Source organism: Paenibacillus sp. FSL E2-8871 (assembly GCF_038000345.1).
Taxonomy (GTDB): domain Bacteria; phylum Bacillota; class Bacilli; order Paenibacillales; family Paenibacillaceae; genus Paenibacillus_AQ.
On the sequence record NZ_JBBOBV010000001.1, the window covers coordinates 3,894,436 to 3,920,366 of the forward strand.

Sequence of the window (25,931 nt, forward strand, 5' to 3'; positions counted from 1 at the left end):
ACCTCTCTATCTTCTAAATTCAGCCCATCAATCCTACTCCCAGATTAGAGCCATTCCTTAAAATTTCCTATACCTAAAAAGGTGTATCTTCCATTACAATAGATTGTATTCGCTACTACGTCCAAGATTAGAGGTGTCCAAAAATGAAAGAAAACCAACCACTCGACATTGTTATCAGAAGTTCATCACTTGAACAACCTGACTCCGGTTTAATTCTGCCACATAAAACGGGGATGACACTCAGGGAATGGATGAATGGACAAAACCGCATGAACCCAGAGGCGTTTCTCACCTTTGCCAGGTCCATCGTAGCTTGTGTTCTGCAGCTTCATCAGTTGCAGATCCTTCATCTCGATTTGCGGCCGGAACGGATCGGTGTTGGTTCCAATGGACAAGAAGCCTATTTAATAGATTCAGGTTATGCACTTCATCGCTCAGACAATGGTTATATGCGCCCAGCTGGTTATGGTATATCAGGCACAGGACTCGCCTATTGTTCGCCTGAGAATACAGGCAGAATGCTGCGGACAGTGGATGAGCGAAGCGATCTGTACTCTGTAGGCGTTATTTTCTACGAATTATTGGCCGGACATCTGCCTTTTCTTGCCGACAATCCGCTGGAATGGGTGTATATGCACCTGGCGCAAGTCCCCCCTCCGCTGACGCAGGAACAGACATATTTACCTGACGGCTTGGAAGCTGTAGTCATGAGACTTCTCGACAAAAATCCAGATAACCGCTATCAAAATGCAGGTTTTTTATTGGCAGACCTAGATAAAGTCGGACATTCCCACGACACCTTTTTTATGGAACCGGGGTTTCACGGCAGAGAATATGAGATCTCTATGCTGACCCAGGCCTTTTATTCCGCTTGCTTCGGATCAACAGAAATGGTGTATGTGTCTGGTGAAGCCGGTATCGGTAAAACAAGCCTTATGGACGAGGTTTTCCGCAAACATCAGCATGCCCGTAATTTTTTCTATGTCACCGGAAAGTTTGAGCAAATCTCGAAAGAAAGCCCATATCATCCGATTATTCAAGCCTTTCGTGGATTGATGCGGCATTTGCTGGGTGAACGCAAGGAACAGTCCGAGCTGTGGAGACAAAAGCTGCAGGAAGCACTCGGGGCAAGCGCCAACGTGATTACCGCCATTATTCCTGAAGCCGAGCTGATACTCGGCACCCTGCCATCTGCCGAAGAGCTTCCGGCCAATGAATCGAAGAAACGGTTTATCTATGTTTTTCGCAAATTTGTTCAAGCGCTGGCTTCCAAAGAACATCCCCTCGTTCTGTTTATCGATGATTTGCAATGGGCGGATTCTTCGTCGCTGCAGTTAATTCATGCACTGCTGTGCGATCCGGAATGCCAATATTTGATGTTTGTCTGCGCTTATCGCGATAAGGATATAGACCGCAACAGACTGCCAGGTTACGAACATGGCGGGAGCGTTACCGATCAGGCAGCTATCCGGCATATTCATCTGTCCCCGCTGAGCCTTGAACAAATGAACGATATTACGAAGGAAACGTTGAATAGCCAAGCGGATGCTGCACTATCTTTTACAGAATTGCTATATCATAAATCAAACGGCAACCCGTTTCATTTCAAGCAAATATTGCTGCGCCTGCAGGATGACGGCATTCTAGTGTATAGTCATGAGAATCGATGCTGGCAATGGGATTTGGGATTGGTCATTGGGCAGGAGCCCAGCTATGCCATCAGTGACTTGATGGAACACAGGCTGCGGCGTCTTCCCGTCACTGCGCAGGAGCTGCTTCAGATTGCGGCTTGTGTGGGAAGCACCTTCCACCCTGATCTGATAGCTTTCGTTGCCGATCGGGAGATCGGGGAGGTCATGCCCGAATGGCCCAAGATTGAAGCCGAAGGAATGATTGTGACAGATGAAGCGGGTACATTCCGTTTTGCCCACGATAATATACATAAGCTGATTTACAGTCAGATTGATGATGATACGAAACAAACAATCCATATCTCAATAGGCAGAGCTTTGAACAGGAAGACTTCCGGGCAGGAAGAGCACTTGTTTGATGTGGTCAATCATCTGAATAGAGGCTCTGACAGAATTACTGAAGAAGCCGAGATATTTCAGCTCATACAACTAAATCTGGATGCAGGAAACCGTGCCAAGACCACCTCCGCCTACGACGTTGCGCTAGGTTATTTTAGAAAAGGGGTAGAATTGCTGCCAGTGGAAGCTTGGAGCAATGCCTTCGAGCTCTGTTTCGAACTGCATGCTGAGCAAGCGGAATGTGAATACTTATGCGGTAATTCTGTGGATTCTGACCGAAAAATTGATTTCTTACTTCTCCGTGCACGCAGTGCAGTTGAGCGGAGCAGAGTGCAAATGATTCGGATTATGCAATACATCAATCAAGGAAAATATCTGGAAGGTACTGCGCTCGGTCTTGAAAGCCTGCGGGAGCATCATGTTAACATTTCGCCCAATCCGGGCAAACTCGAACTGTTAGTCGAAGCGCTTCGGATCGATGTGCTGCTGCATAACCGTTATGACAGACTCACTCATTTGGAAGAAATGTCCGACAAAGACCGGATTGCTGCGATGCATCTCATTCTGGCGATTACTCCCTCCACCTTCTTCACGAACAAAAAGGTCTATTTTCTACTCATGTGCAGAGCCATTCAATTATCTATTAAGTATGGAAACACCCCTGTTTCCGCAGCTGTCTATTCCGCTTACAGCATGCTTTTGGGATATGCCCGGGGGAAATTTGATAAGGGTTATGCTATCGGCAAGGTTGGAATTGAGCTTTCCGAGCGTTACAACATTACTTCAGTTAAAAGCAAAACTTATACCATGTTCGGCGGTGTACTCTGTCAATTTGCCGGAAATGCCCGTGAAGGAGATGTTTACTTGGCAAAGGCGCTTCGTTTCGGAATGGAATCCGGGGATTATGTGTTTGCCAGCTATGCAATGGGTGCGCATATCAATTCACTCTACACAAGAGCGCCGTTAAGTGAATTCTCAAGAACAATAACCGAATATATGGTATTTCTCGATACAACCAACGATGAGTTTGTGAAGCAGAACTTTTATCTGTATCAGCAATTTATTCTTGCATTGCAGGAAAGAACGATTTCTCCGGGTTCATTCAGCAGCACCAGCTTTGATGAAGAAGAATTCCTGAAACGGATACGTATGGAGGAAACCTCGGCTACCACCTTATTTCAGTACAGCACCTATAAGACTCAACTCAGCTATTTACTGGGTAATTATAAGGAAGCCGTCCGCTGGGCAAATCAAGCGAAGTCTTATGAAGCCTATGCCACGCATCTTCCGCATTTGCCGGAATGCCTGATGTATGAATCACTTGCCCTATTGGCCGATTCTGTACCGCCCGGTAAACGGAAACAATTGAACAAACGGTTCAGCAGCAATCTCCGCCGCTTTAAAAAATGGGCAGCATGGAGTCCAGCCAATTATCGGTCCAGACACTACCTTCTACAGGCTGAACATGCGCGTGTCTCTGGTAAAGGCATACTGGCTGAGGAACTGTATGATAAAACCATCCGCGAAGCAAGAGAACAAGGCGATGTTCAGGTGACAAGCCTTGCCAGCGAACTCGCAGCGAGATACTACCGGAATTTGGGTAAAGGAACAACAGCCATCTTCTATTTGCAATTAGCGCTTGAGGCATATACACAATGGGGAGCGCAAATAAAAATAAAACAATTAGAGGATCTGTTGCTCTGCTGGCAGCGCGAGGAACATGCTGATGAATCGTTTGAGATTATACCAATTCCGGCAGGCCGGAGTGATGTAGAGTTATCTGGAGAGGCCGCCAGCGCTCTTCATGAGACCCATGCCCTGGACGGCCTGGATCTTGCAGCGATTCTCAAAACCACTCAAATGATAACAAATCAGATGGACAGTGATACGGTGCTTGCGGAAATCATGAATACCATTATGAGATATGCGGGTGCCAGCAAGGGAGCTTTGCTGATGGACAATAAGGATGGACTGTACATTCAGGCATATGCCGACTCAGAAGCGCAGGCGTCCCCCTCACCTTCAGAGCTAAATGATAGCCTCCTTTTGCCGGAGGGCATCATCCGATATGTCTTTCGTACACAAGAGCATGTCCATTATATCGGTGATGAGGAGAGCTGGCTGATCCATAATCCGTATATTGCGAAGCATCGGCCTGGGTCTGCACTCTGCATACCGGTAACCGTTCACGGGAATATGCTGGGTGTTCTCTACCTGGAAAACAAGCTGGCAAGCGGTGTGTTCGCGTATGATCGCCTAACTGTTCTTCAGGCTATGGCATCCAATGGAATTTTGTTCTGCATGCTGCAAAATACGGCCGAGCATACCATTAAAGATCCAGGAGCAGCAGAAGAAGCAGCTTCCTTATCTGCTATAATGGAGGAACCTCTTACCGAGCGTGAGCTTGAGGTGCTCTCCTTATTGGCGGCAGGACTGTCAAATAAGGAGATTGCCGATCAACTGATCATCGCGATTGGAACGGTAAAAGTGCATGTTAAAAATATTTTTGCCAAACTAAAAGTCAACCGACGCACCAAAGCCATTATCCAGGCGAAGGAGCTCAATCTGCTTACCCGCCAATGATTTATTACCTTTTATTGGAATTCACCCCATAACTTTTATGTATCTATGAACCCGAGAGATTTATGCTTAAACGGTACTGAGTCAAATGGACATAGCCTCGCCGAGCTATCTGCATGTAGGTTAAGGACGAATCCTATATTATATATTAGCCACTGTCTTCTCGCATGGTGGAGAAAACGAATGTCCCTCGGACCGATCTGAATTATTAGTGCGAAAAGTATGTTAAACTTAGGATCATCAAAAATCCCCTCGACCTGAGGGGATTTTTTCTATTGCATGTATTATGTCTCTCCTAACATTTCCTACAAGCGCTAATAATAGATGAAGATGACGGAGAGAACGGCTTTTTATCCCAGTCAGCATATTGATGTTCGACGCGAAAGCCGTGTGGTGTTAATAAAGAATGCAGTGTATCGTGACCCAATGCATGATGTGCTGGCTAGTATCGTAACATTGTGTGCCTGATCCCCTCGGATAAATCCGTTTCCTCCGGTTACGGGCTTCCAATGCAAAGATTCCATTGGAAATGTTTGTGAACGGTCGTGAGCAAATCGATCGATTTGATCTTGATCACTTAAGAATGCCTGAAATACATTACCAGTCAAATAAATCATCGAAAATCGCAGCGCCATTCCTTACATTAACGTTCCCCGTTATCTTAATGATGCTGTTTCAATACAGTCTGAATTTAACAAATCAACTTTGAAGTTAATACTTAACCCTCTCCCATTAATCCTTCCAGGGATCTTCGTGCAGTCTTCCGTAGGCTGCGCCAATGCTGCCGCCTTCCATCAGGCGAAGCTTGATTTTTTTCTGTAAGGATGTATGTTCCGGAAGTTCTTGTATTGGAATATCAGTTCTTCCATAAACCCATCTGATGGAGCTGTCATTCGCATCATCAACACGCATCAAGTCGAATGCCTTCTGAAAACCGACTATATTTGAGCTCTCTAGCAACAGCTTAGCAAGGACTGGAGAAAGCAGCCAGGAATCACATACCATATCCGACTGTCCATACTCCGGATAATATTTTGCGAAAAATCGCCTAGCATCCTCATATGACTTTCGCAAACTCTCGCGCCTCATATCTGCATCAGCAGGGATATGTATATTTATTAATTTCTTTTCTTTCTGCTCAATCATTTCATATTCAAGTGCACCGATTCGGAATTCATGAAGTGAAATCTGTCTAGGAAACCACCATCCCCACGTGAATGCATATGTCCCATACACACTGTAATGTTCCATAATGAATCTAGTACAAAACTTCATCGTATCCGTAAAAATTGTCTCGCTGATTCCTCTTTTTTCGTATTCCTTATGTGCCTTTACTGCATGTACAAGCATAAAAGAGAGCATTTTGCTCCCATTCGGATCCTCTCCCAGAACGCCTATTAGTTCTTTAACTCCCTTTTCCCAGGCAGACGGATCATACAGGGCAGCAGAAAGAGGCTTGAATGTTTTCTCATCAAATCCGCCTGCAAAGTCAAGCACTTTTCTTTTCATTTGATCTGGTAAACAAATACTTTCACACACTTCTTTTAAATTCATATTTACATTCTCCTGTATCAGATAATAACAACATTTCCACAACTCCGTGTCCTATAGCTTTTTCTTTCTTTCTGGAAGAAAACAATAAATTGGTTTAATGCTATTTATAGTTGGGATTGTTCCTTAAAAGAAAGGCATATTCTATCATAACCTTACGTGTAACTGCCTGTTGTCATGGAGCTATCGTTCACCTTTATCGTGTTGCAAATCACTGGAAGTGATGAAATGCAGTTTAGTTCTTCAAACCTTCCTACTGGTTTGTTACGATTGACCTCCGAACTTTTTTTCCTTCATTCTTATGCCCAATATGATAAACGCGACATAGATTAGGATGGCAATCGAATCGATTAACGTATCCGTAAGTGCCGAAACATCATAAAATGCTGTTATGCCGAGAATAACCATCAGACGAACGAGCAGAAGTGACGCGATCGTCCATGCAGCAGACCGATTCTTCGATCGCTCGCTTTGCAATGACAGGATAATGAATACAATACCGAAGACCAGATTCTCTGCGGTGATTATGTGCCAGACATACCTAAATATTATCTGTGTATCCATGGCTATATCATTCACAAAGAGCGTCGGCAGTACAACGGATTGCCCGTTCAAAGCGTGCGTAACGGCAAACAGTATCGCAAGAACGCCAGCAATCAGATAATAATAATTCTTAATTTTGATGTCCATCACAATCCTCCTTAGTTATTCCAGGATCCTTCCTGTGAAGATCCCGGTAAATCTCCCGAACGAACACTGCCAGTCGCTGGTCACTTTCATGATTTAAGTCCCTTAGCGCTTCAACTGCTACGTCGAGCAACTGACTGACCTTTTCTAGATGTGCAATTTTCTTGCGCGTTTCTACTTTTTTGGCATCAAGGAATTCAGCGACCTCCTGATAATAAGCAGGATCTACACTCTGCATTCTCTGGAACTGAAACTTCCCCTTGATTTCTTCTAGAGAAAAGTCCGCATACTGCATGATTTGAATATTCATCAAATCGACGAGGTCGTCCTTCGAATACCTACGATAAGAATTGTGTTCCCGGGACGGCGATACGATTCCAATACGGTCATAGTATCGAAGCGTATCCTTCGGAATACCAAGGATCTGTGAAACCTCTTTTATAGAATATTGTTTTTCCATACATTTACAATAACATTGGAGTAAACTCCAATGTCAATTCTTTTTTTTACACGGTATTCAAATAATCTTTACAACTATCCTTCTCATTAGCGTAACGATAGCCCTCGATTAATGCTTTATTCCTCTATCAAGGTCTTGATAATTTTCAGTCTAATACTTTATCTTCTTTGGACACTAGAACGGAGATGTTGCCCGCGCCAAGCACCGCCTGCTCCGAAGTATCTTGGTTTGCGGAACAGCTAGCTGCCTAGCCGGAAGGGGTTTGCGCCAATCTATAACTTTATTTCCCGAGACTAATACTCTTTTTTTAGTTCACTATTTCCTTTTTACAACTCTCATGACTATAACAATAAACTTCTTTTCCACAAATTATATATTAAAAAAAGCCGCTCAAAATATGAGCGGCTTAATGGTATACAATTGATTATGAATAGCAACAATTCCTACTCCACAGTAACACTCTTCGCCAAGTTACGTGGTTTATCCACATCATGACCCAGCGCAAGAGAAGCATAATAAGACAATAATTGCAGAGGTACTACAGACAACGCTGCTGTGAGCATTGGCAATGTCTTAGGAATAACAAACACTTGATCTACTGATCTAAGCAGGTCAGTCAAATGCTCTTGGTGAGTGATCGCAAGCACGTCTGCGCCGCGAGCTTTCACTTCTTTGATGTTGCTGACAGTCTTCTCAAGCACAGCTTCCTGAGTTGCCAGGGCAATAACCGGAACGCCTTCCTCGATCAGAGCCAGTGTACCGTGTTTCAATTCACCTGCAGCATAAGCTTCGGAGTGGATATAAGAGATTTCTTTCAGCTTCAAGGATCCTTCTTGAGCAACTGCATAGTCTACGCCGCGGCCGATGAAGAACAGGTTCTTGTGCTCAGAAATTTGTTCTGCATAACCTTTGATCGCTTCTTTTTGAGCTAGGATCTCTTCCACTTGTTCTGGTAGAGCTTGCATAGCTGCTAGAATCTTAGCCACTTGTGCTTCGGTTTGTGTTCCGCGAACTTCAGCCAAGTAAAGAGCAAACAATCCGAAAGCGACCAATTGTGAAGTGTAGGCTTTGGTCGAGGCAACAGCAATTTCTGGACCTGCCAAGGTTACCAACACATCATTCGCTTCGCGAGCAATAGAGCTGCCCACTACGTTTGTGATTGCCAGAACATGTGCACCATTAGCTTGCGCTTCACGAAGAGCTGCCAATGTATCTGCAGTCTCACCGGATTGGCTGACAACGATAACCAAAGTTTCCGGGGTCACGATTGGTGAACGGTAACGATATTCCGAAGCAATGTCATTCTCTACTGGAATACGAACCAAAGATTCGATCATAGTACGTCCTACCACACCAGCGTTGTATGCCGTTCCGCAAGCAACAACTTGGATGTTACGGATGTTCTTGATTTGTTCTTCTGTGATGTTCAACTCTGGCAAAACAACCTTGTTGCCTTCAACATTAATACGACCACGCATAGTGTCACGGTAAGCCTTAGGCTGTTCGTGGATTTCTTTCAACATGAAATGCTCGTAGCCGCCTTTTTCTGCGGTAACTGCATCCCAATCGACAGTAATCATTTCCCGAGAAATAAAGTTCCCTTCAATCGTCATCAGTTCGACAGCATCTCTTGTCAAGACTGCCATTTCGCCGTCGTTCAAAATATATACGTTACGGGTATATTCAAGCAGTGCAGGAATATCTGACCCGATAAAGTTTTCTCCTTCGCCAAGACCGATAATTAGCGGGCTTGCTTGACGCACAGCAACCAATTTATCTGGTTCATATTCAGTCAGGACGCCTAATGCAAAAGCACCGCGCATGAAGGTAATCGCTTTTTGCACAGCTTTCACGATATCTCCATCATATTCGCGAGCAATCAGGTGTGAAATAACTTCTGTATCTGTTTCGGAGACAAAGTGGCATCCGCCAGCAATCAGCTCTTCTTTCAGATCCATATAGTTTTCGACAATACCGTTATGAACGACCGAGAACTTCATGCTGTTATCCGTATGTGGATGGGAATTCTCATCGGATGGTTTACCGTGAGTTGCCCAGCGTGTGTGTCCGATACCTGCGCTACCTGCCAGTGGGCTGCCTTCCAGCTTCGACTGCAGATTCGCCAAACGGCCTTGTGCTTTCACTACTTGCAGTCCTTCCCCAGTGAATACAGCAATACCAGCAGAATCATATCCCCGATACTCCAGCTTCTTCAAACCTTCAACCAAGATTCCCTGCGAATTCTGATTACCAATATATCCTACAATACCACACATTATTATTTCCCCCGTCCGAGTTATCGTAATGTGGCGGCATAAGGAAAGAAACGTGCCGTGCGGCATGTTTTTGAGAAAAAGCAAATATTCTGTTGTATTTTTGGATCAACAAAATAAACTGTCACTTACATCTTATGTTCATGAAATGCACAGCCTTCTTCTCTGCCGTGGCAGAACCAACGTGTTTCTTTACGATGCGCGCACACATGAATTTTATATTTCTTATGCACCCATGAAAACGTTGTGTGAAAGGTCGCCCTTCCATTTTCCGTCTCCATTTACGGCTCTGGTGCATCACCGGGAGGTCCCCGCCGAACATTTCGAACACCTCCACCTCGTCAGCTTACGTCTGCCGTGATCCGTTCAAGCCCTTGTCTACATAACCATGTAGCAGCTTTCCCTTCTCCCCCGCGCTCGACCAAGCTCTGGCGCTTGCTATTGCAAACCTCACAATCCCCGCTTTCCTTCTAGAATGACACTTAATCTATTATATGCACCTTACATTACTTTGGCAATGCTGCACCAACCTAAATTTCACAAATCCCTGTTCAGACGATCCATCCAAAAATAATAAACACCGGTGTAACGAGTCCGAATCGTTCTCGCTCTCTACACCGGCTATATAGGTATGATAATGAATTATACCAATTCGCGTTGAACAACTTCTACAATTTGATTCACATAAAGATCTAGATCTGCCTTATCAGGGCCTTCTGCCATGACACGGATTAAAGACTCCGTGCCGGACGGACGTACAAGCACACGGCCATTGTCGCCTAGCTTGCCTTCTACTTCAGCGATAGCTGCTTCGATAGCCTGGTTGTTAGGATAATTGGTCTTATCTTGTACACGAACATTGACCAGCACCTGCGGGTATTTCGTCATCATGCTCTTAACCTCGCTAAGCTGCTTACCGGAAGCTTTAAGCGTATCTACCAGCTGGATAGCCGTCAGAATACCATCACCTGTTGTATTATAATCAAGGAAGATAACATGTCCAGACTGTTCTCCACCTAGATTAAAACCACCACGGCGCATTTCTTCCATCACATACCGGTCGCCTACAGCTGTTTTAGCAGTGTTCAGGGATAATTTCTCGGTAGCTTTGTAGAATCCGATATTACTCATAACCGTTGATACAATCGTGCTATCTTTCAGCTTACCAGCACGGTTCATTGCATCCCCACAAATACAGAGAATAAAGTCTCCGTCCACTTCATCGCCTTTATTATCGATCGCAATCAATCGGTCAGCATCTCCGTCAAAAGCAAGTCCCAAATCCGCTCCATGACGTAATACTTCCTCACGCAAAGTCTCTGGATGTGTTGAACCAAATCCAGCATTAATATTCAATCCATCAGGCTCAGCACCAATAGAAATAACCTCAGCGCCCAGCTCTCTGAACAATCTTGGTGCAAGTTCATACGCTGCGCCGTGAGCACAGTCGAGTACAACCTTAATTCCCTTGAAATCTTGAGAAATGGTTGTCTTCAAATACTCCAGATAGAGGTACTTGGCGTCATTATCAACCGTAACCATACCTAAACCAGAGCCGATAGGACGAGGCAATTCATCAACTTCAGCATCCATTAGTTCTTCAATACGCAGCTCAGTTTCATCCGTAAGCTTGAAGCCATCTCCGCCAAAGAACTTAATGCCATTATCTTCAACCGGATTATGTGATGCCGAAATCATGACCCCTGCATCTGCCTTTAATAATCTCGTAATATAAGCAACAGCAGGTGTACTCACTACACCTATACGGATTACATCTGCCCCAATAGACAGCAAACCAGCAATAAGAGCCGATTCGAGCAAAGGTCCGGAAATACGTGTATCCATCCCAATGACAACCTTTGGTTTATGCACGTTACCCGCTAGTACATATCCTCCACAGCGACCAATGCTATAAGCCATTTCTGCAGTTAATTCACGGTTTGCTACTCCCCGCACACCGTCAGTTCCAAAATACTTCCCCATTATTTTTCTCCTTTGAATACGCTACATTAGCTTAATGTTCTATCCTATGATTTGAATACTATTTTGGTGTACCTTTGGGACATATCCTAAAAGACGTATTTCAATAAAAGGTTACGTTCCCCCTGTACCTACAGGATTTTCGGAATTCGTACTTGTGTTAGCTGTGCCATTATTCTCTGGACTGCTATCCGTGGGGACAGGCGTCGCTGTAGCTCCAACTTCTCCGCTATGGGTAGGCTTCTCAGTGGCCTCCTCATCGCCTATAACAGGTTCAGAGCTTGGCTCAGGAGTAGTTACACTACCCGTGTCTGGATGAGGCGTAGGCACCGGCGTTGCAGGTGACAGCAACTGTACAGTTACCGTAAGAGGCACACTTGAATTAGCCAGTGCGATGAATTTAGGCAGTGATACCCGTAAAGAAACCTCGTGAGTCCCGGCAGTCAGGCCAGTCACATCAGCCACAACACCTATATCGTCTTTATTTAGTTGATTTAGCAAAGTAGGTGCACCTGTTAAGGTAAGGGCTATATCCTTGCTTGTTGGATTAACAATACTTCCTTCAAACTCATCACCGACACCCTGTAACTTGATGGGTACCGCTTCAACCGTCCGTTCAGCAATTTCTGAGATCGTTAATGAAACGTTCACGGTTTCAGGCATTACTTTCTCAGTTCCTGCCGGAGGTTTCAGTTCTACCTTCAGCTGCTTCGTTCCTGCAGAATCTATAGCGCTAAGATCGACAGTTGCTTCATAGGTAGATAATGTAGCTAATGCATTGGCTTGACCATATACCACGACTGATTCCAGCTCAGGTGTCACATTTGATAAGACGAGAGAACCCGGAAGTTGTCCGGTAAAGCCGATATCCAGCGGTAAGCTCTTAAAAGGCAAGGTAATTGGCAATTCCACCGAAACGGTAGCCGGCTCAATGACGGCATCCTTCACTTCTTTTCCTTCATTATCATAAGCATGCAGCTTCAATTTCTTCTCTTTAAAGGTTTCGTTCTCGCCATTTAGCTCAATAGTGCCTTGTACCTTCACCACTTTGCTTAACTCATTATCTGGCAGCGTAACCTCAACAGTATCCGTAGGCTGCAAGACTGGGGTACCTAATTGATACCCCGCTGCTGGTTCTCCCTTGGTAACCAATGTTATGGGAAAAGATTTTGTATTTCGCAGCTCTACATGTACATTGACCTCTTTAGGAGTCATTCTGACAAGAGTTACACCTCTAGGTAATGAATATGAGAGTGGCAACGTATTATCTCCAGGTTCAACCTTACTTAGATCAAGGGTCACTTTGTAGTCGTCCGAGAACTGAAAAGAGATATCCGAGTTCTTCCCCTTAACCTCCATACTCACACTATCTACATCCTTGTATTCCAGTACAAATTTATCTTTATCTAGACCGATCTCTTCGATCTTTACATTCTCAATAATCTTCGATTTAGTATCGACCGTGGTCTGTCCAACAGGCGCAGTGTCGATACGAACCATAGTAAACAGTATGATCCCAAATGCAAGGGCTAGAATCTTATTGAAATTGTTATTGTTCATCCACTTATCCATGATTTTTGTCCCCCTTCCGTTTCCAGAAAGTTGAACCTTTCTCCTTCAGCGATGAACTTACACTCAGCTCTTGATGGAGCTTCGAAATCATTGATTCTTCCTTAATGTCCCTTACAATTTGACCATTGATGGCCAGAGAAATCTGTCCTGTCTCCTCCGAGACAATGACAGACACCGAGTCCGCAACCTCACTAATCCCGATAGCCGCGCGATGTCTTGTCCCCAGTTCCTTGCTAATAAAAGGGTTCTCGGACAAAGGTAAATAACATGCAGCCGCGGCGATCTGATTCCCCTGCATAATAAGGGCTCCGTCATGCAGAGGGGTGTTAGGTATAAAGATGTTAATCAGCAACTCAGAGCTGACTAAAGAACGCATGGCGATACCCGATTCCGTATATTCATTAAGGCCTGTCTCTCGCTCGAATACGATTAATGCCCCTATTTTTCTATGTGATAAATAATTTACGGCTTTAATCACTTCGCCAATTAATTTACTGAGTTCTTCATCACTTTCCCCAGCCCGTCCGAAAAATTTACCTCGTCCAAGCTGCTCCAGTCCCCTTCGTAGTTCCGGCTGAAAGATGATAAAGACTGCCAGCACCCCGAATGTAAACATTTGATTCATTAGCCATTTGAGCGTATAGAGGTCTAGCATGGTACTAACAGCCCAAATCAAAACCAGGACCAGAATCCCCTTCAGCAGCTGAATCGCTCGAGTTCCGCGGACCATATTAAGCACTTTATAAATAATGTAGCTGACGATCAGTATATCAATAATATCTTTAATGGAATCTTTCCATGTTAAGTCTGTAAAATAACTCATTGCCTAAAACCCCCGTCATTTCATATTAGCTGGGTTTATGTAAAATGTCTGTTAGATCTGTATCAATATCTAGGTTATAACGTTCGGGCTCCAGTTGCAAGTTTAGCCCCTCACCCATTTTCTAATTTTTCTAAATTTAGGCAACAAAAAAGCGCCATCTTTCCGGAAAAAGAGGCGCAAAATAATATTCCAGCTCAAGGTAACCACTGTCGCTTTCTTTAACGGTAGGCAACTTCAGAGAACATGTTCGTCACTTTATACCAGAGCCAACTTACCGCTTGGTCTATGCTTTTGACTTGCCCAGAAATATGAGCTGTTGAAGCCTGATACAAAGAACCGTCAATGACTGTTACGTTGCCGTTCACTTCCCCATATACCTGTGCTTTACCATTCTCTATGGTAAGGTCACCGGTAATAATCTTGCCGGAAGGTACGATTACAGTATCCCCTTTGATAACCACTTGATCCAGATCTGCACCTCTAACTACAAGTTGTCTATCTGGACTCCAAAAAGTTACGGAACTCATCAGCATTACGACAAGAAACAGAGATGCCGCTGTAAGTGCAGGGTGTCTCTTGATCCAGGTAACAAAAGCATTTTCTTTCTTGGTCTTTGGCAATGAACTCATTATCCGGCTCACAAGATCATCTGAGGCAACAGGATTCTGATGCATTAGGGAGAACATCAACATATCTGTCTGTTCTAATTCTTTAAACTTTGCACGGCAATCTGGACAGGATAGAAGATGCTCCTTCAACTCCCTCTGCTGCTGATCGGGCAAGTCGTCATCCAAGTAGTCGTGCATCATAGAGACGGCCAGTTTGCATTCCATAGGAGCCAATCCTTTCATGAGTGCTATTTAATTATCCTAAGACAAAGGGTCAGGACACATAAGACTTGCTTAACTTACATACGTCGCTCTCCCAAAGATGTTTCATAAAAAAAAATCTATTTTTACATTTTCGGGCCTAATTTTTTACGTAAAAATTCACGACCTCGGTGTACACGCGTCTTAATCGTGGTTACAGGCATGTCGAGCACGTCACTTATTTCCTGAAGCGACAAATCCTGCAGGTATCTAAGAATCATCACAGACCTGTATTTCACAGGCAGACTGTCAATGGCCTCATAGATTAGCCCCTGCGTCTCAGAGAGCAGTAATTCGGTCTCAGGTGTTACATTATCACTTGGAATCAACGAATAGCCGTCAAGGCCCTCCTGATCGTTCATATCTGCATCGAGCGAATAGGTTGGTTTCCGTTTGCGTAATCTATCAATACAGAGGTTCGTTCCAATCCGATAAATCCAGGTAGAGAACTTCTGTTTATCATCATACCGATCCAAGTTTCTATACACACGCAAAAAGGTCTCCTGAACTATATCCTCCGCCTCATGGCGATTGTTCAGCATCCGGTACGCCAAATGATATATTTTGTCTTTATATAGTTCCACAAGCTCGGCAAATGCCCTTTGGTCGCCTTTTAAGGCGAGCTTTGTCAATCTGCCTTCCAAATTCTCCACCTGTTAACTCCCCCAGACTTGCCGCCCTTGGTATTTATTTTCAAATATCCACGGTACAAGCAATTAAATCGTAATTCAAGTTTGTGTAAAAATCAAGGATTGTATTGTAACCTTCTCTGTAAACTGAGTTAAAAACTGGACAACTTGGTATAGGTGATTAAGTGCAGCTTCGAGAAATATTTGGACTTCCGGTCGCTGTTATTGTCAGATTTCCTGATTTAAACCGCTACTCGCGGTAGAAAACTGACAATAGCATATGCTTACGATGCTAGCTTTCCTACGGAAAGCTTTCGGGCGATCGCTAACGCTTCTACAGTTCCAAACATTCTCTACGCTGCTCCATCACCTGAATAATAAGTGCCACACTATTTACCTTCGCTTACATCTCGGTTACTTGGGTAGGGCCTGAAAGATCAATATTGGGCATAGCACCACAATATTTTTCAGGACAAAAGAATCACTTCGCAGCACAATATTTAGTTTATGAGCAAAGTAGCTCGTATTAAGCAACAAAATCATCCCGTCGGTTGAATAGGCTTCTGTTAGTTTAAATTTGTCGCATATAGAGTAGACATTGTTATACTTTCCGCAGGGTTTTCGGTGATTTGGCGAGTAAAAACTCCAGTGTAGGTTGAGGGTTTCATTTTGATGGAACGAGTTATAGGGAAAACCTCCCTATAAATTAGGTCACAGCTGTTTTATGACCAAGTTATAAGGAATTTCTCCCTGTATATTGGCCAATTTCAATTAATTACACCAAGTTCAGCTGATATAAAGGGAACAATTCCCTATATTTTATCGAAATGACCTTATAATACCGATTTACAGGTAATAATCCCCTTTAATTCAGCATTTTGACCCTGAAGCAGAGAAATATGAAACTTAAAAATGTTAATGTGTGCGAGCAGACAGTAATTCCTATAAAGAAGCAAACAAACACGGGCTCCAGCGCTCCTTTTGTGCATCCTTTGCACACATTCCTGGCAATGTCCATAACGCGTGTGCCACAGCGTATCGCTTTATTCTCGGTCTATAATGCTTCTATGAAGACTTTTGGTCAGATGATGACCGTGCATTTCCATGAATCCATGAAAGTAATCTTTTAGAATCTGCCGGATACTGCGTAATTTCGTATACAAGCACAAAAAGTCCGCCCCGATAAAGGGCGGACTTTTTGTGTTAAGACTATATCAGCCAGTATTCCGAAGACCAGCGGCAATACCATTGATGGTAAGCAATACTTCGCGGAGCAATTCGCTATCGTCTCCATCGATTTCACGGAGCGCTCTAAGCTCAGATAGCAATTGAACCTGCAGGTAGCTAAGCGGATCAACGTAAGGATTGCGGAGTCTGATCGACTCCTGAATCACAGGGACGTTATCCAAGATATCCTGCTGGCCAGTAATCTTCAGGATCAGCTCAGATGTCAGTTTGAATTCATCTTCAATCTGGCCGAAGATCCGTTGACGCGCTTCTTCGTTCTTGCCCATGCTGGCGTATTCCTTAGCAATGATCAAGTCCGCTTTTGAGATAGCCATTTGCAGCGTATCTATCAGTGTAGTAAAGAATGAGAAGTTCTCATACATATGCTGCATTACCTTCAGATTCTCTTCCTTACCCTCATAGAAACTCTGCAGTCCGGTTCCAGCAGCATACCACGCTGGAAGCAAATAACGGCTTTGTGTCCACGCAAATACCCACGGAATTGCACGCAAGTCTTCAAAGCGGTCACTGTTCTTCCGTTTGGAAGGGCGTGAACCAATATTAAGCTCTCCAACCTCAGGCAGAGGTGTGGATTCTTTGAAATAAGTCAGGAAGTCCGGATCACGGAATATCAAATCCTGATATTTGTGAAGCGAAACTTCAGAGATACGGGCAACAATCTCTTCCCACTTCTCTTCATATAAATCCGCTTGTGGAATTCTCGCATTGATCGCTGCAGTCACAAGCGCAGATGTCGCTTGCTCTAGACTGCGGTAAGCAATCCCTTGCATCGAATAACGGGAGGAGATAACTTCTCCCTGCTCGGTGATCTTAATGCCGCCGCCAATCGTCGAGGCTGGCTGAGCTAGAATGCTGCGGTTAAGCGGCATGCCGCCACGGCCGAGCGCTCCACCACGACCGTGGAAGAACTTCAGCTTGATTCCGAACTTATCGGCTGTAGCTGTAATCTCTTTCAGAGCAACACGCAGTTCATAGTTAGCAGTAACCACGCCGCCATCTTTGTTACTATCCGAATATCCAAGCATGATTTCCTGCAAATCATTCATTGCTCTTACTGCATCGCGGTAGATAGGCATGCTGAGCAATCTATTCATAATTTGTGGTGCTTCATGCAAATCATCAATTGTTTCAAAAAGTGGCACAGCTTGCAGCGTACATACGACTGTACCGTCATTATCTTTGCGGAATAGTCCTACCTCTTTGGAGAAGACCATAACCTCCAGAATATCGCTTGCCGCTTCTGCCATACTGATCAGATAACTAGTGATACATTGTTTGCCGTACTCTTCTTGCGAAGCGAAGATCGTCCGGTACACTGCAAGACATTCCTCTGTACCCTCACTATACGTCTGATAAGAAGAAGTGATTGGACGTGGATCATTCAACAGCTTCTCCAGTAGCTCAATCTTCTCATCTTCAGACAGTTTGGAGTAATCCGGCGTAATGTTCATTTTCGCCAGAATTTCAGTCATAGCATTCTCATGTTCTTGACTGTGCTGACGCACATCAAGTGTCGCCGTATGGAAACCGAACAGCTCCACTTGGCGGATCAATTTCTTAATATAAGTGTCGGCCACATAATCGGCATAGTGATGCCGTAAGCTGCGGTCAATCACGTTCAAATCATCGATAAACTCTTCAGGTGTAGAATAACGCTCAAGAGTATCTTTTTTCTCATCATCCAGAACATTTTGTGTCTTGGAGATCATATAGCTGAGCTTAATACGGTAAGGTTCATTATCATTGCGCCATTCTTCCATCTTGCCAAGATTAATGATCTCACGATCAGCTTCAATGGATTCTACTAGCTCAGGCGTCACCTTAACAATACTTGTGCTAAAGCTTAGATATTTCATGAGTTCACGCATAATCCGTTGATATTCCCGAATCGCCAGCTTACGCTGCATGCGCAAAGTCTGTGAAGTAACTGTAGAGGTTACCGAAGGGTTACCGTCACGGTCTCCACCAATCCATGAGCCAAAACGTAAGTAGGTTGGTACATGCCAATTCTGCCCTGGGTAGTATTTACTGAGACAACGTTCAAGTTCTTGATAAACATCGGGCAATACATGGAAGATCGTCTCATGGAAATAGTACATCCCATTACGTACTTCATCGAGTACGGTAGGCTTACGGTCACGCAGTTCATCCGTTTGCCATAGCGTAATCACTTCATTTAATAGCTTCTCACGGAGCTGTTCACGCTCCCGGAAGGTTAAGGTAGGGTTATCCAGACCCATAACATCATCAGATATCCGCTTATGAATATCGAGAATAGCACGGCGCATAGCTTCCGTTGGATGTGCCGTCATTACAAGTTCCAGAGATAATCCTGCAATAATCTCGTTAACTTCCTCATGAGAGAAATCACGTTCACGAAGCTCTTTAATCGCGCTTTCTATAGAACCGGGTTGGACTGTCTCCCCAGCTGAACGTTCATAGTCACGTTTGCGGCGAATCCGATGGTTCTGTTCGGCAATATTCACGAGCTGAAAATAAATAGCGAACGCTCTTATTACCTGATGACGGTTCTCTGGATCCAAAGAATTGATTAACTCCTTAAATTCACTGTGCAGTTCAGGTAAAAATAGTGAGCGCAGCGATTTACTGGTTTCGCGAATTTTCTCCACGATCTCTAGTAGTTCGTTACCGCCTTGGTGAACCAAGACCTCTCCTAAAATGTTCCCCAAGAACCGTACGTCCCGTCGCAGCAGATTGTTAGAGTTGCTTTTGCTGACGGTAGTCGTAAGTTCGGTCATGCTGCTCCCCCCATTCTCTTCCGGATCAATGTGTTAATTATTGTCTGTCTAAAAATCGCCTATTAAAGCTTTCCTCATATCATACAATAAAACCGCGTGAAAATCTCCAACTTTTTTGCGCTGTAAAGCGACACAGTATCTAAGATTATACACCAATTTCTCAATTTATACAGTCCTTATATTTTATGTATTCTTACTTATATATAATGGCTCTAGCATACCTTCATTATGTGTGTTTAAATACGAATCGTTCGAATCTGATCGATGAACAGGCCAATAAGCGGAGAATAATGACGATCACGGTTATACGAATAGTAAATATGTCTTCGAAAATTATAGTCTGGAATGGTGCGCATTAGCAATCTTCCTCTGGCTACCTCATCCTCCACAGCAAGACGCGATATAAACGAAACGTACTTTCCACTCATAAGCGATTGCTTTATGGCCTCCAGTGAATCCAGTAGAATATAGGTCCTCGGTTCATTCCCTTCACGCTCAAACCATTTATCCGTCAGTTGGCGTGTACTCGACTCCTTGTCATGTAATATAAAACTCGCTGAAGCAATCATAGCCGGGTTTAGATTAGAAAATGAGGCAAATTCATGAGATGGCGAAAAAACAAGCACGAGCTCGTCCTCACACAAGGCTTGAGTATGCAGATCTGGTAGATAAAAAGATTCTGTAGACAAAATACCAAGGTCAATCTCATGGCTAGCCAGCATTTCTTTGATTACAGGGGAAGGCTTAACCGATAAAGAGATCGTAATCCCCGGATGTTGTTCTCCAAACAGCCCCAATATTTTCGGAAGAATATAAGTAGCTGGAACGTAACTGGCACCAATCTTAAGCGTTCCTCGCCCCGCCTGACTGAACTCTTTTACAACCCGCTCTGCTTCTGCAGCTAGTGCATTGATTTTAGTCGCATAATGAAGAAACGCTTTTCCACTCTCCGTAAGAATCATTTTATCCATTCTGGATTCAAATAACTTCTCCCCCAATTGCTGCTCTAAATTCTTCAAATGGTACGTAACGGTGGGCTGCTTCAGTCCGAGTTTATCGGCTACTGTAGTTATTTTCTTATGTTTATTTAACAGTTCTACGATTTCCAGCTTGATTAAATTAAGGTTCATTATCTTCCACTCCTCGCCTATTCACTAAACGGTAACATAGAAGAATTCTATGAATGTTAAAATAAATCGGCAAAAAAGTTAATATCACAGTTACATTCAGCAAATATAGCGGGAATTCTTTACCTTTACACTAAGAACAAGCTTAAGAACAGGCAGGTAGATAGAGATGAAGGAAATTACAATCCACAGATTGGAAAAGAAATTCGGAGATGTGCATGCCTTGAAGGCTGCAGATCTGAAGATTCCCGCTGGAAGCTTTACGACATTACTCGGTCCTTCAGGTTGTGGAAAGACGACACTACTCCGTCTGATTGCTGGGCTAGAAACACCGGATGCTGGAGAAATCCTAATCGATGACGAGTTTATTTTCTCAGGCAACAAAAAAATTAGTCGCCCCATCCATAGCCGCAACTTTGGCATGGTCTTTCAAGATTTCGCGCTCTGGCCGCATTTAACTGTCTTCGAGAATGTCGCCTTCGGACTTCGTGCCTCTAAGCAGAAAAAGGATTTACGGATTAGGGTTCAGCAAGCCCTTCGATCCGTAAAGCTGGAAGGACTCGAGCTACGCTTTCCCCATCAGCTGTCCGGTGGACAACAGCAACGGGTTGCTTTTGCCAGAGCTGTAGTTACTAGACCCCAACTCGTATTGTTCGACGAGCCGTTAAGTGCACTGGATGCAGTCTTGCGAGATGAAATGAGGCTGGAGTTAACCTCCTTGGTGAGGAACATGGGCATTACCGCTCTATATGTCACCCATGATCAAACCGAGGCGATGTCTATGTCAGATGAAGTGGTCGTGATGCAAGGTGGAACTATTTTACAAACAGGTTCTCCTGAGGAGATTTATCAGAAACCCAATCATCCTTTTGTAGCTCATTTTATTGGAAAATCCAACTGGATCGTTCCCGATAAGCAAATGCTTCGTCCGGAACATTTACGTTGGTCTCAGGAGGATGCTTCCTCTCTTCCATTTACGGGGACGATTCAACATGTGAGCTATATGGGTGATCGCTATGAGGTCATTCTGGACATGGAGAACCGAACTACTTGGACCGCTTATCATGATCAACGTCTACCTGTTGGAGAAACGATCCAGGTCTACGCTTCAGAGCACCAGATCCATCATCTGAATTAAGCGTCCACTGCATGGAATAGCTCGTATGATGCTGTTCCATGCAGCAAGATGCAAAAAATATTAGGGAGGCATTCACATTGAAATCAATGAATAACACTAAAGGACTTAGCACACTTCTTCTAACAACTATAATTGGAGCAAGTCTAGCCGGCTGTAGCTCTACTAACACTCCTGCAGCTAACGGAAGCAATCCAACTTCAAACGCTAACACTACAGCTCAAACTGAAGCACCACAACCCACAGAGAAAACTCTAAGTGGCAGTCTTGTCGTCTACAGCGCAGGTCCTGAAGGTCTAGCCAATAAAATTAAAGACGGCTTTGAAGCCAAAACCGGTGTGAAGGTCGAAATGTTCCAAGGCACTACTGGAAAAATACTAGCTCGTATGGAAGCAGAGAAGTCCAATCCAGTAGTCGATGTTGTTGTTCTTGCCTCCCTTCCGTCCATGCAAGGGATGAAGAATGATGGTTTATTGCTTCCATATAAAGAGGCGGTTAATGCAGATAAGCTCGTTAGCGATTGGTCAGACACAGCTGATGGCAATTATTTTAGCTATAGCGCATCCGCACTGGGGATTGTCTACAATACTAAAAAAGTAAGCACACCTCCGACTTCATGGGATGATCTCACTAAAGCGGAATGGAAAGGAACCGTCAATATTCCAGATCCTTCGCTATCTGGCTCGGCTCTAGATTTCGTAACTGGATATTTAAGCGCTAAAAGGGACAGCGGTTGGGATCTTTTTAAACAATACAAAAGCAATGGTGTAGCGATGGCGGGCGCCAACCAGGAGGCACTTGATCCGGTGATTACCGGTGCTAAATCCGTCGTTGCCTCAGGTGTAGATTACATGGCTTATAAGGCAAAAGCTGATGGAGAGCCTGTAGATATCGTCTACCCTGCTGAAGGAACAGTCATCAGCCCTCGCCCGGCTGCGATTATTAAGACAAGCCCAAATGTAGATAATGCAAAGGCTTTTATCGACTATCTTCTATCTGATGAAGCCCAAGCCCTTGTAGCCAAAGCTTACTTATTACCAGGCAGAGCCGATGTGAAAGCAGAGAATCGTGCGAATCTCGATGAAATTAAGACATTTGATGTGAAATGGGAATGGATGAACGAACATAGTGATGAAGTTTCCTCGACCTTCACACAAATTTTTAAATAAGCGTAATGAATATTAACTCTTTACGCTCATTTAAATGGGTGAGCGGCGGACTTGCTTTATTTATACTGACAGTGCTCGTACTGCTGCCACTCCTGCTCATTTTTTGGACCAGTATCTATCCCAATGAGCAGCTGGATATAGCCGCGCCACTACGAACCATTATGAGTAGTCATGATCTGGTTGAGGTACTGCTGAATTCTATCGGGCTCGGGGTAAGCGTTATTCTACTAACTACGCTATTTGCACTACCTCTGGCCTGGATTATGGCTAAAACGGACTTAGGGCATCATAATTGGCTGGATGTTGTGCTACTAATTCCTTTTATGACTCCGCCATACATTGGTTCAATGGGTTGGATGTTATTTATGCAGACGGGTGGGTATATGGAACAGTTTCTGCCCGCTTCCTCCGTGCTGACTCCGTATTTCTTTAGTTATGGAGGGATGGTGCTGATCATGAGTCTGCATTTATTCCCCTTCCTATATTTACTGCTGCGTAATGCGCTTTTGCAGATCGGGGGCAATCTGGAGGAAGCAGCCTCTGTTCATGGTGCTCCGTTCTTTTACAGATTTAAAAGAGTAATCATTCCCTTGCTATTATCCAGCTATGGGCTTGGAGCTCTTCTCATCTTCGTCAAAACGATTGCCGAATTTGGTACCCCTGCGACCTTTGGTCGTAGGATCGGATTTTACGTTCTGACCTCTGAAATCCATAAGTATATCTCTAGTTGGCCAATAGATTTTGGAAAGGCTACTTCACTAGCTTCCTTGCTGCTCGGAGTTTGTCTCGTCATGTGGTACATCCAGACTCTAATTAGCAGCCGCTTCTCTTATCGCTTAATAGGCGGAAAAGGGACTCGTACCAAACGTTATAAAAGTACTGGAATCGTAGGGGTTCTTAGTTGGGGATATGTTGTTCTATTACTTCTAGCATCTATCGGCATTCCTTATTTTTCAATCATAACAGCCTCATTATTAAAGCTGCGAGGAGAAGGCGTATCTTGGAGCAATTTAACCTTAAAACATTATGCAGAGCTGCTATCACCGGGTTCTCAAGGTCTTGAGGCCTTATTAAATAGCTTCACATTAGCCATCGTTGCTTCCAGTATCGCGGTTATTCTTGGGACTTGGTTTGCCTTAACTGTAGGAAAAGGAGCTACATTCAAGCAGAAAACTACAGATCTATTCAGCCTACTTCCCAACACAGTTCCTGGAATTGTAATTGTAGTAGGGCTAATCCTGCTATGGAATGCTCGCTGGATGCCTATTCCGCTCTATAATACCTACTGGATGGTTGTGCTTACCTACGTTGTATTATTCATCCCCTATACTGTTCAGTATGTAAAAGCGAGCTATGGGCAGATCGATTCTTCCCTTATGCAAGCGGGACAAGTATTCGGAGGAAGCAAGCTTTATGTGTTCCGCCGTATCCTGCTCCCACTCATTCTACCGGGGATGGTGGCTGGATGGATGATGACCTTCACCATTTCCAATCGGGAACTGGTAGCCTCCTTACTCATTCTTCCACCTTCAATGCAGACATCGGCGACCTATATTTTTGCCCAGTTTGAACAAGGTGCAGTAGCGATGGGGATGGCCATGGCAGTGATCTCTGTCGGCGTTACTACTATATTACTACTAGTATTAGAATATTTAAGCCCAGATAGAAAGCGGAGACAACGATGAGCACACTAACGATTTGGGGAGGGGCCGGAGAGCATGGCCGTTCCTCCTATCTTTTGCAGGACAAAGATGGGCAATCTGGTATTCTACTCGATTGTGGTGTCAAAAAAGAAGGCCCAGGTGAATACCCCCTGCTAGATACAGACATCATCCCACATTTGCAGGCAGTGTTTCTGTCCCATGCGCATGAGGATCATTCCATAGCACTTCCCCTACTATATAAGTATGGATATTCAGGTAAGGTATGGACAACGAAAGCTACCGTTAAACAGCTTCCCGATTATTTCGAAGCTTGGGATAAATATGTGGCTGCTCAGTCCGCATCACTACCTTATGAAGAAATAGATAAGCAATCTATCCAGTTCATGTATTTGGAGGAGCATATCCCCCCTCAGACTTGGCTGAGGATTGCACCTAATCTTCGAGTACAATGGGGGCGAAGCGGACATTTAGCAGGTTCGGTTTGGCTGATCCTCGAATGGGATGGAACAATCGTATTTTTCTCAGGGGATTATACGAAGGAGTCGCTGCTGCTCATGGCAGATTCACCAACGATTATGGAAGCCGGAGCTAAAGATATCGTCGATCTATCCATTATCGATGCCGCATATGGCGCGGATCCTGATGAGCAGCTTGTAAAGCTACAGCAATTAGAGTCAGCGATCTGTAACACTCTGCAAAAAGGGGGTTCAGTCCTCCTTCCGGTGCCTATCCATGGCAGAAGCCAGGAATTAATCGTATGGGCAAGCGAGTGTTTCCCGAATGATCAGCTGATCGTCGAAGAAGAGCTCGTAGCACCTTTAAGAGGTTTGAGTGATAAGACCGAATGGCTGAAAGAGGGCGCTATTCAGCGCGTTGATATGCTTTTTAATAGAAAGAACTTGTGTATTGTATCTAATTCAGAGGAACGTGCAAAGGCATTGTTGAATCTCAAGAGCTCAATCGTGTTTACCAATGACGGAATGATGCAGTCGGCAAAAGCACAAGAGTATTTTCACCAGCTCTCTGCTTCTCCTGACAACCATGTGATTTTCACGGGACATTTGGCGGCAGGTAGTTTCGGGCACCGTCTCGTTAAACATTCTATAGTAGAAGAATCTAGCGACATGCGATGCACAATCTCACTCATTCGCTATAAAGTCCACCAAGGCTTACCGGACATTCGAGAAATGCTCCAAACGGTTCCCAGCCGCCGATCGGTACTGGTTCATGCTCCCAAATCGCATATTGATCATGTCACTTCTATATTAGAAGGAGAAGGGTTTGCAGGGCTGTACTCTTTGCTGCCTGGAAGTACGCTTTCGTTCTGAAGCATAACTATGTAATCTCGTAAAAAAATAATGGGGCTCTTCCTTAG

At 44.3% G+C, this 25,931-nt stretch carries 17 protein-coding genes; 6 read left to right on the top strand and 11 right to left on the bottom strand.

The genetic code is table 11. The features are described from left to right. The first annotated feature begins 143 nt into the window (after positions 1–143). Positions 144–4,613, top strand: coding sequence for a helix-turn-helix transcriptional regulator (locus NYE25_RS17685; protein WP_341146499.1), 4,470 nt, complete (start codon positions 144–146; stop codon positions 4,611–4,613). Between the two features lie 729 nt (positions 4,614–5,342). Here the strand turns inward: NYE25_RS17685 and NYE25_RS17690 are convergent. The 9 genes from NYE25_RS17690 to sigW form a co-directional block, all read right to left on the bottom strand. After that, complete coding sequence (locus NYE25_RS17690; RefSeq protein WP_341146500.1) at positions 5,343–6,164, bottom strand: acyltransferase domain-containing protein; 822 nt, start codon at positions 6,162–6,164, stop codon at positions 5,343–5,345. Positions 6,165–6,425: 261 nt separating this feature from the next. Beyond that, a complete protein-coding gene (locus NYE25_RS17695) occupies positions 6,426–6,851 on the bottom strand; it encodes a hypothetical protein (protein WP_341146501.1) in 426 nt (141 codons plus the stop codon). Next, the gene (locus tag NYE25_RS17700) at positions 6,835–7,308 is read right to left on the bottom strand and encodes a MerR family transcriptional regulator (RefSeq protein ID WP_341146502.1); all 474 of its coding nucleotides are present in this window, start codon (positions 7,306–7,308) and stop codon (positions 6,835–6,837) included. The genes NYE25_RS17695 and NYE25_RS17700 overlap by 17 nt, the downstream gene beginning before the upstream one ends. A 443-nt stretch (positions 7,309–7,751) precedes the next feature. Beyond that, positions 7,752–9,584, bottom strand: a complete 1,833-nt coding sequence (gene glmS / locus NYE25_RS17705) for a glutamine--fructose-6-phosphate transaminase (isomerizing) (protein WP_341146503.1) — start codon at positions 9,582–9,584, stop codon at positions 7,752–7,754. A 639-nt stretch (positions 9,585–10,223) separates the two neighbouring features. Continuing rightward, positions 10,224–11,564, bottom strand: coding sequence for a phosphoglucosamine mutase (gene glmM, locus NYE25_RS17710; RefSeq protein ID WP_042192071.1), 1,341 nt, complete (start codon positions 11,562–11,564; stop codon positions 10,224–10,226). 111 nt (positions 11,565–11,675) lie between these two features. Continuing rightward, a complete protein-coding gene (locus tag NYE25_RS17715) occupies positions 11,676–13,133 on the bottom strand; it encodes a CdaR family protein (protein WP_341146504.1) in 1,458 nt (485 codons plus the stop codon). Then, entirely contained in the window at positions 13,126–13,956 is an 831-nt protein-coding gene (cdaA, locus tag NYE25_RS17720; protein ID WP_042192076.1) for a diadenylate cyclase CdaA, read from the bottom strand. Before cdaA ends, NYE25_RS17715 begins: the two co-directional genes overlap by 8 nt. Before the next feature lie 218 nt (positions 13,957–14,174). Continuing rightward, positions 14,175–14,789, bottom strand: coding sequence for a zf-HC2 domain-containing protein (locus NYE25_RS17725; RefSeq protein ID WP_042192079.1), 615 nt, complete (start codon positions 14,787–14,789; stop codon positions 14,175–14,177). A gap of 122 nt (positions 14,790–14,911) precedes the next feature. Next, on the bottom strand, positions 14,912–15,478 hold the full coding sequence (gene sigW, locus NYE25_RS17730; protein WP_042192081.1) for an RNA polymerase sigma factor SigW: 567 nt from the start codon (positions 15,476–15,478) through the stop codon (positions 14,912–14,914). 875 nt (positions 15,479–16,353) lie between these two features. Here sigW and NYE25_RS17735 point away from each other — a divergent pair. Next, positions 16,354–16,584, top strand: a complete 231-nt coding sequence (locus tag NYE25_RS17735; protein ID WP_341146505.1) for a hypothetical protein — start codon at positions 16,354–16,356, stop codon at positions 16,582–16,584. Positions 16,585–16,668: 84 nt separating this feature from the next. On the opposite strand, the gene ppc is transcribed toward NYE25_RS17735, so the two are convergent. Together ppc and NYE25_RS17745 are read right to left on the bottom strand one after the other, a co-directional pair. Further along, positions 16,669–19,461 (bottom strand): phosphoenolpyruvate carboxylase, encoded by a 2,793-nt coding sequence (ppc, locus tag NYE25_RS17740; RefSeq protein WP_341126894.1) that lies wholly within the window; start codon positions 19,459–19,461, stop codon positions 16,669–16,671. Positions 19,462–19,697: 236 nt separating this feature from the next. Beyond that, positions 19,698–20,591, bottom strand: a complete 894-nt coding sequence (locus NYE25_RS17745; protein WP_341146506.1) for a LysR family transcriptional regulator — start codon at positions 20,589–20,591, stop codon at positions 19,698–19,700. A gap of 166 nt (positions 20,592–20,757) precedes the next feature. On the opposite strand from NYE25_RS17745, the gene NYE25_RS17750 reads away from it, so the two are divergent. From NYE25_RS17750 to NYE25_RS17765, 4 genes are all read left to right on the top strand, one after another. Next, positions 20,758–21,726, top strand: a complete 969-nt coding sequence (locus tag NYE25_RS17750) for an ABC transporter ATP-binding protein (RefSeq protein WP_341146507.1) — start codon at positions 20,758–20,760, stop codon at positions 21,724–21,726. A gap of 77 nt (positions 21,727–21,803) precedes the next feature. After that, positions 21,804–22,892: an ABC transporter substrate-binding protein gene (locus NYE25_RS17755; protein WP_445667136.1), complete on the top strand. Its 1,089-nt coding sequence runs from the start codon at positions 21,804–21,806 to the stop codon at positions 22,890–22,892. Positions 22,893–22,897: 5 nt separating this feature from the next. Next, positions 22,898–24,577 (top strand): ABC transporter permease, encoded by a 1,680-nt coding sequence (locus tag NYE25_RS17760; protein ID WP_341146508.1) that lies wholly within the window; start codon positions 22,898–22,900, stop codon positions 24,575–24,577. Further along, positions 24,574–25,884, top strand: a complete 1,311-nt coding sequence (locus NYE25_RS17765) for an MBL fold metallo-hydrolase (RefSeq protein ID WP_341146509.1) — start codon at positions 24,574–24,576, stop codon at positions 25,882–25,884. Before NYE25_RS17760 ends, NYE25_RS17765 begins: the two co-directional genes overlap by 4 nt. Positions 25,885–25,931 lie beyond the last annotated feature (47 nt).

Coding starts and splice junctions, on each gene's coding strand:
- NYE25_RS17725 (WP_042192079.1), bottom strand. CDS start 14,789: ATGGAATGCAAACTGGCCGTCTCTATGATGCACGACTACTTGGATGAC.
- glmM (WP_042192071.1), bottom strand. CDS start 11,564: ATGGGGAAGTATTTTGGAACTGACGGTGTGCGGGGAGTAGCAAACCGT.
- NYE25_RS17695 (WP_341146501.1), bottom strand. CDS start 6,851: ATGGACATCAAAATTAAGAATTATTATTATCTGATTGCTGGCGTTCTT.
- NYE25_RS17735 (WP_341146505.1), top strand. CDS start 16,354: ATGAAACTTAAAAATGTTAATGTGTGCGAGCAGACAGTAATTCCTATA.
- NYE25_RS17750 (WP_341146507.1), top strand. CDS start 20,758: ATGAAGGAAATTACAATCCACAGATTGGAAAAGAAATTCGGAGATGTG.
- NYE25_RS17685 (WP_341146499.1), top strand. CDS start 144: ATGAAAGAAAACCAACCACTCGACATTGTTATCAGAAGTTCATCACTT.
- NYE25_RS17765 (WP_341146509.1), top strand. CDS start 24,574: ATGAGCACACTAACGATTTGGGGAGGGGCCGGAGAGCATGGCCGTTCC.
- cdaA (WP_042192076.1), bottom strand. CDS start 13,956: ATGAGTTATTTTACAGACTTAACATGGAAAGATTCCATTAAAGATATT.
- NYE25_RS17700 (WP_341146502.1), bottom strand. CDS start 7,308: ATGGAAAAACAATATTCTATAAAAGAGGTTTCACAGATCCTTGGTATT.
- glmS (WP_341146503.1), bottom strand. CDS start 9,584: ATGTGTGGTATTGTAGGATATATTGGTAATCAGAATTCGCAGGGAATC.
- NYE25_RS17745 (WP_341146506.1), bottom strand. CDS start 20,591: ATGAACCTTAATTTAATCAAGCTGGAAATCGTAGAACTGTTAAATAAA.
- NYE25_RS17715 (WP_341146504.1), bottom strand. CDS start 13,133: ATGGATAAGTGGATGAACAATAACAATTTCAATAAGATTCTAGCCCTT.
- NYE25_RS17690 (WP_341146500.1), bottom strand. CDS start 6,164: ATGAATTTAAAAGAAGTGTGTGAAAGTATTTGTTTACCAGATCAAATG.
- NYE25_RS17760 (WP_341146508.1), top strand. CDS start 22,898: ATGAATATTAACTCTTTACGCTCATTTAAATGGGTGAGCGGCGGACTT.
- ppc (WP_341126894.1), bottom strand. CDS start 19,461: ATGACCGAACTTACGACTACCGTCAGCAAAAGCAACTCTAACAATCTG.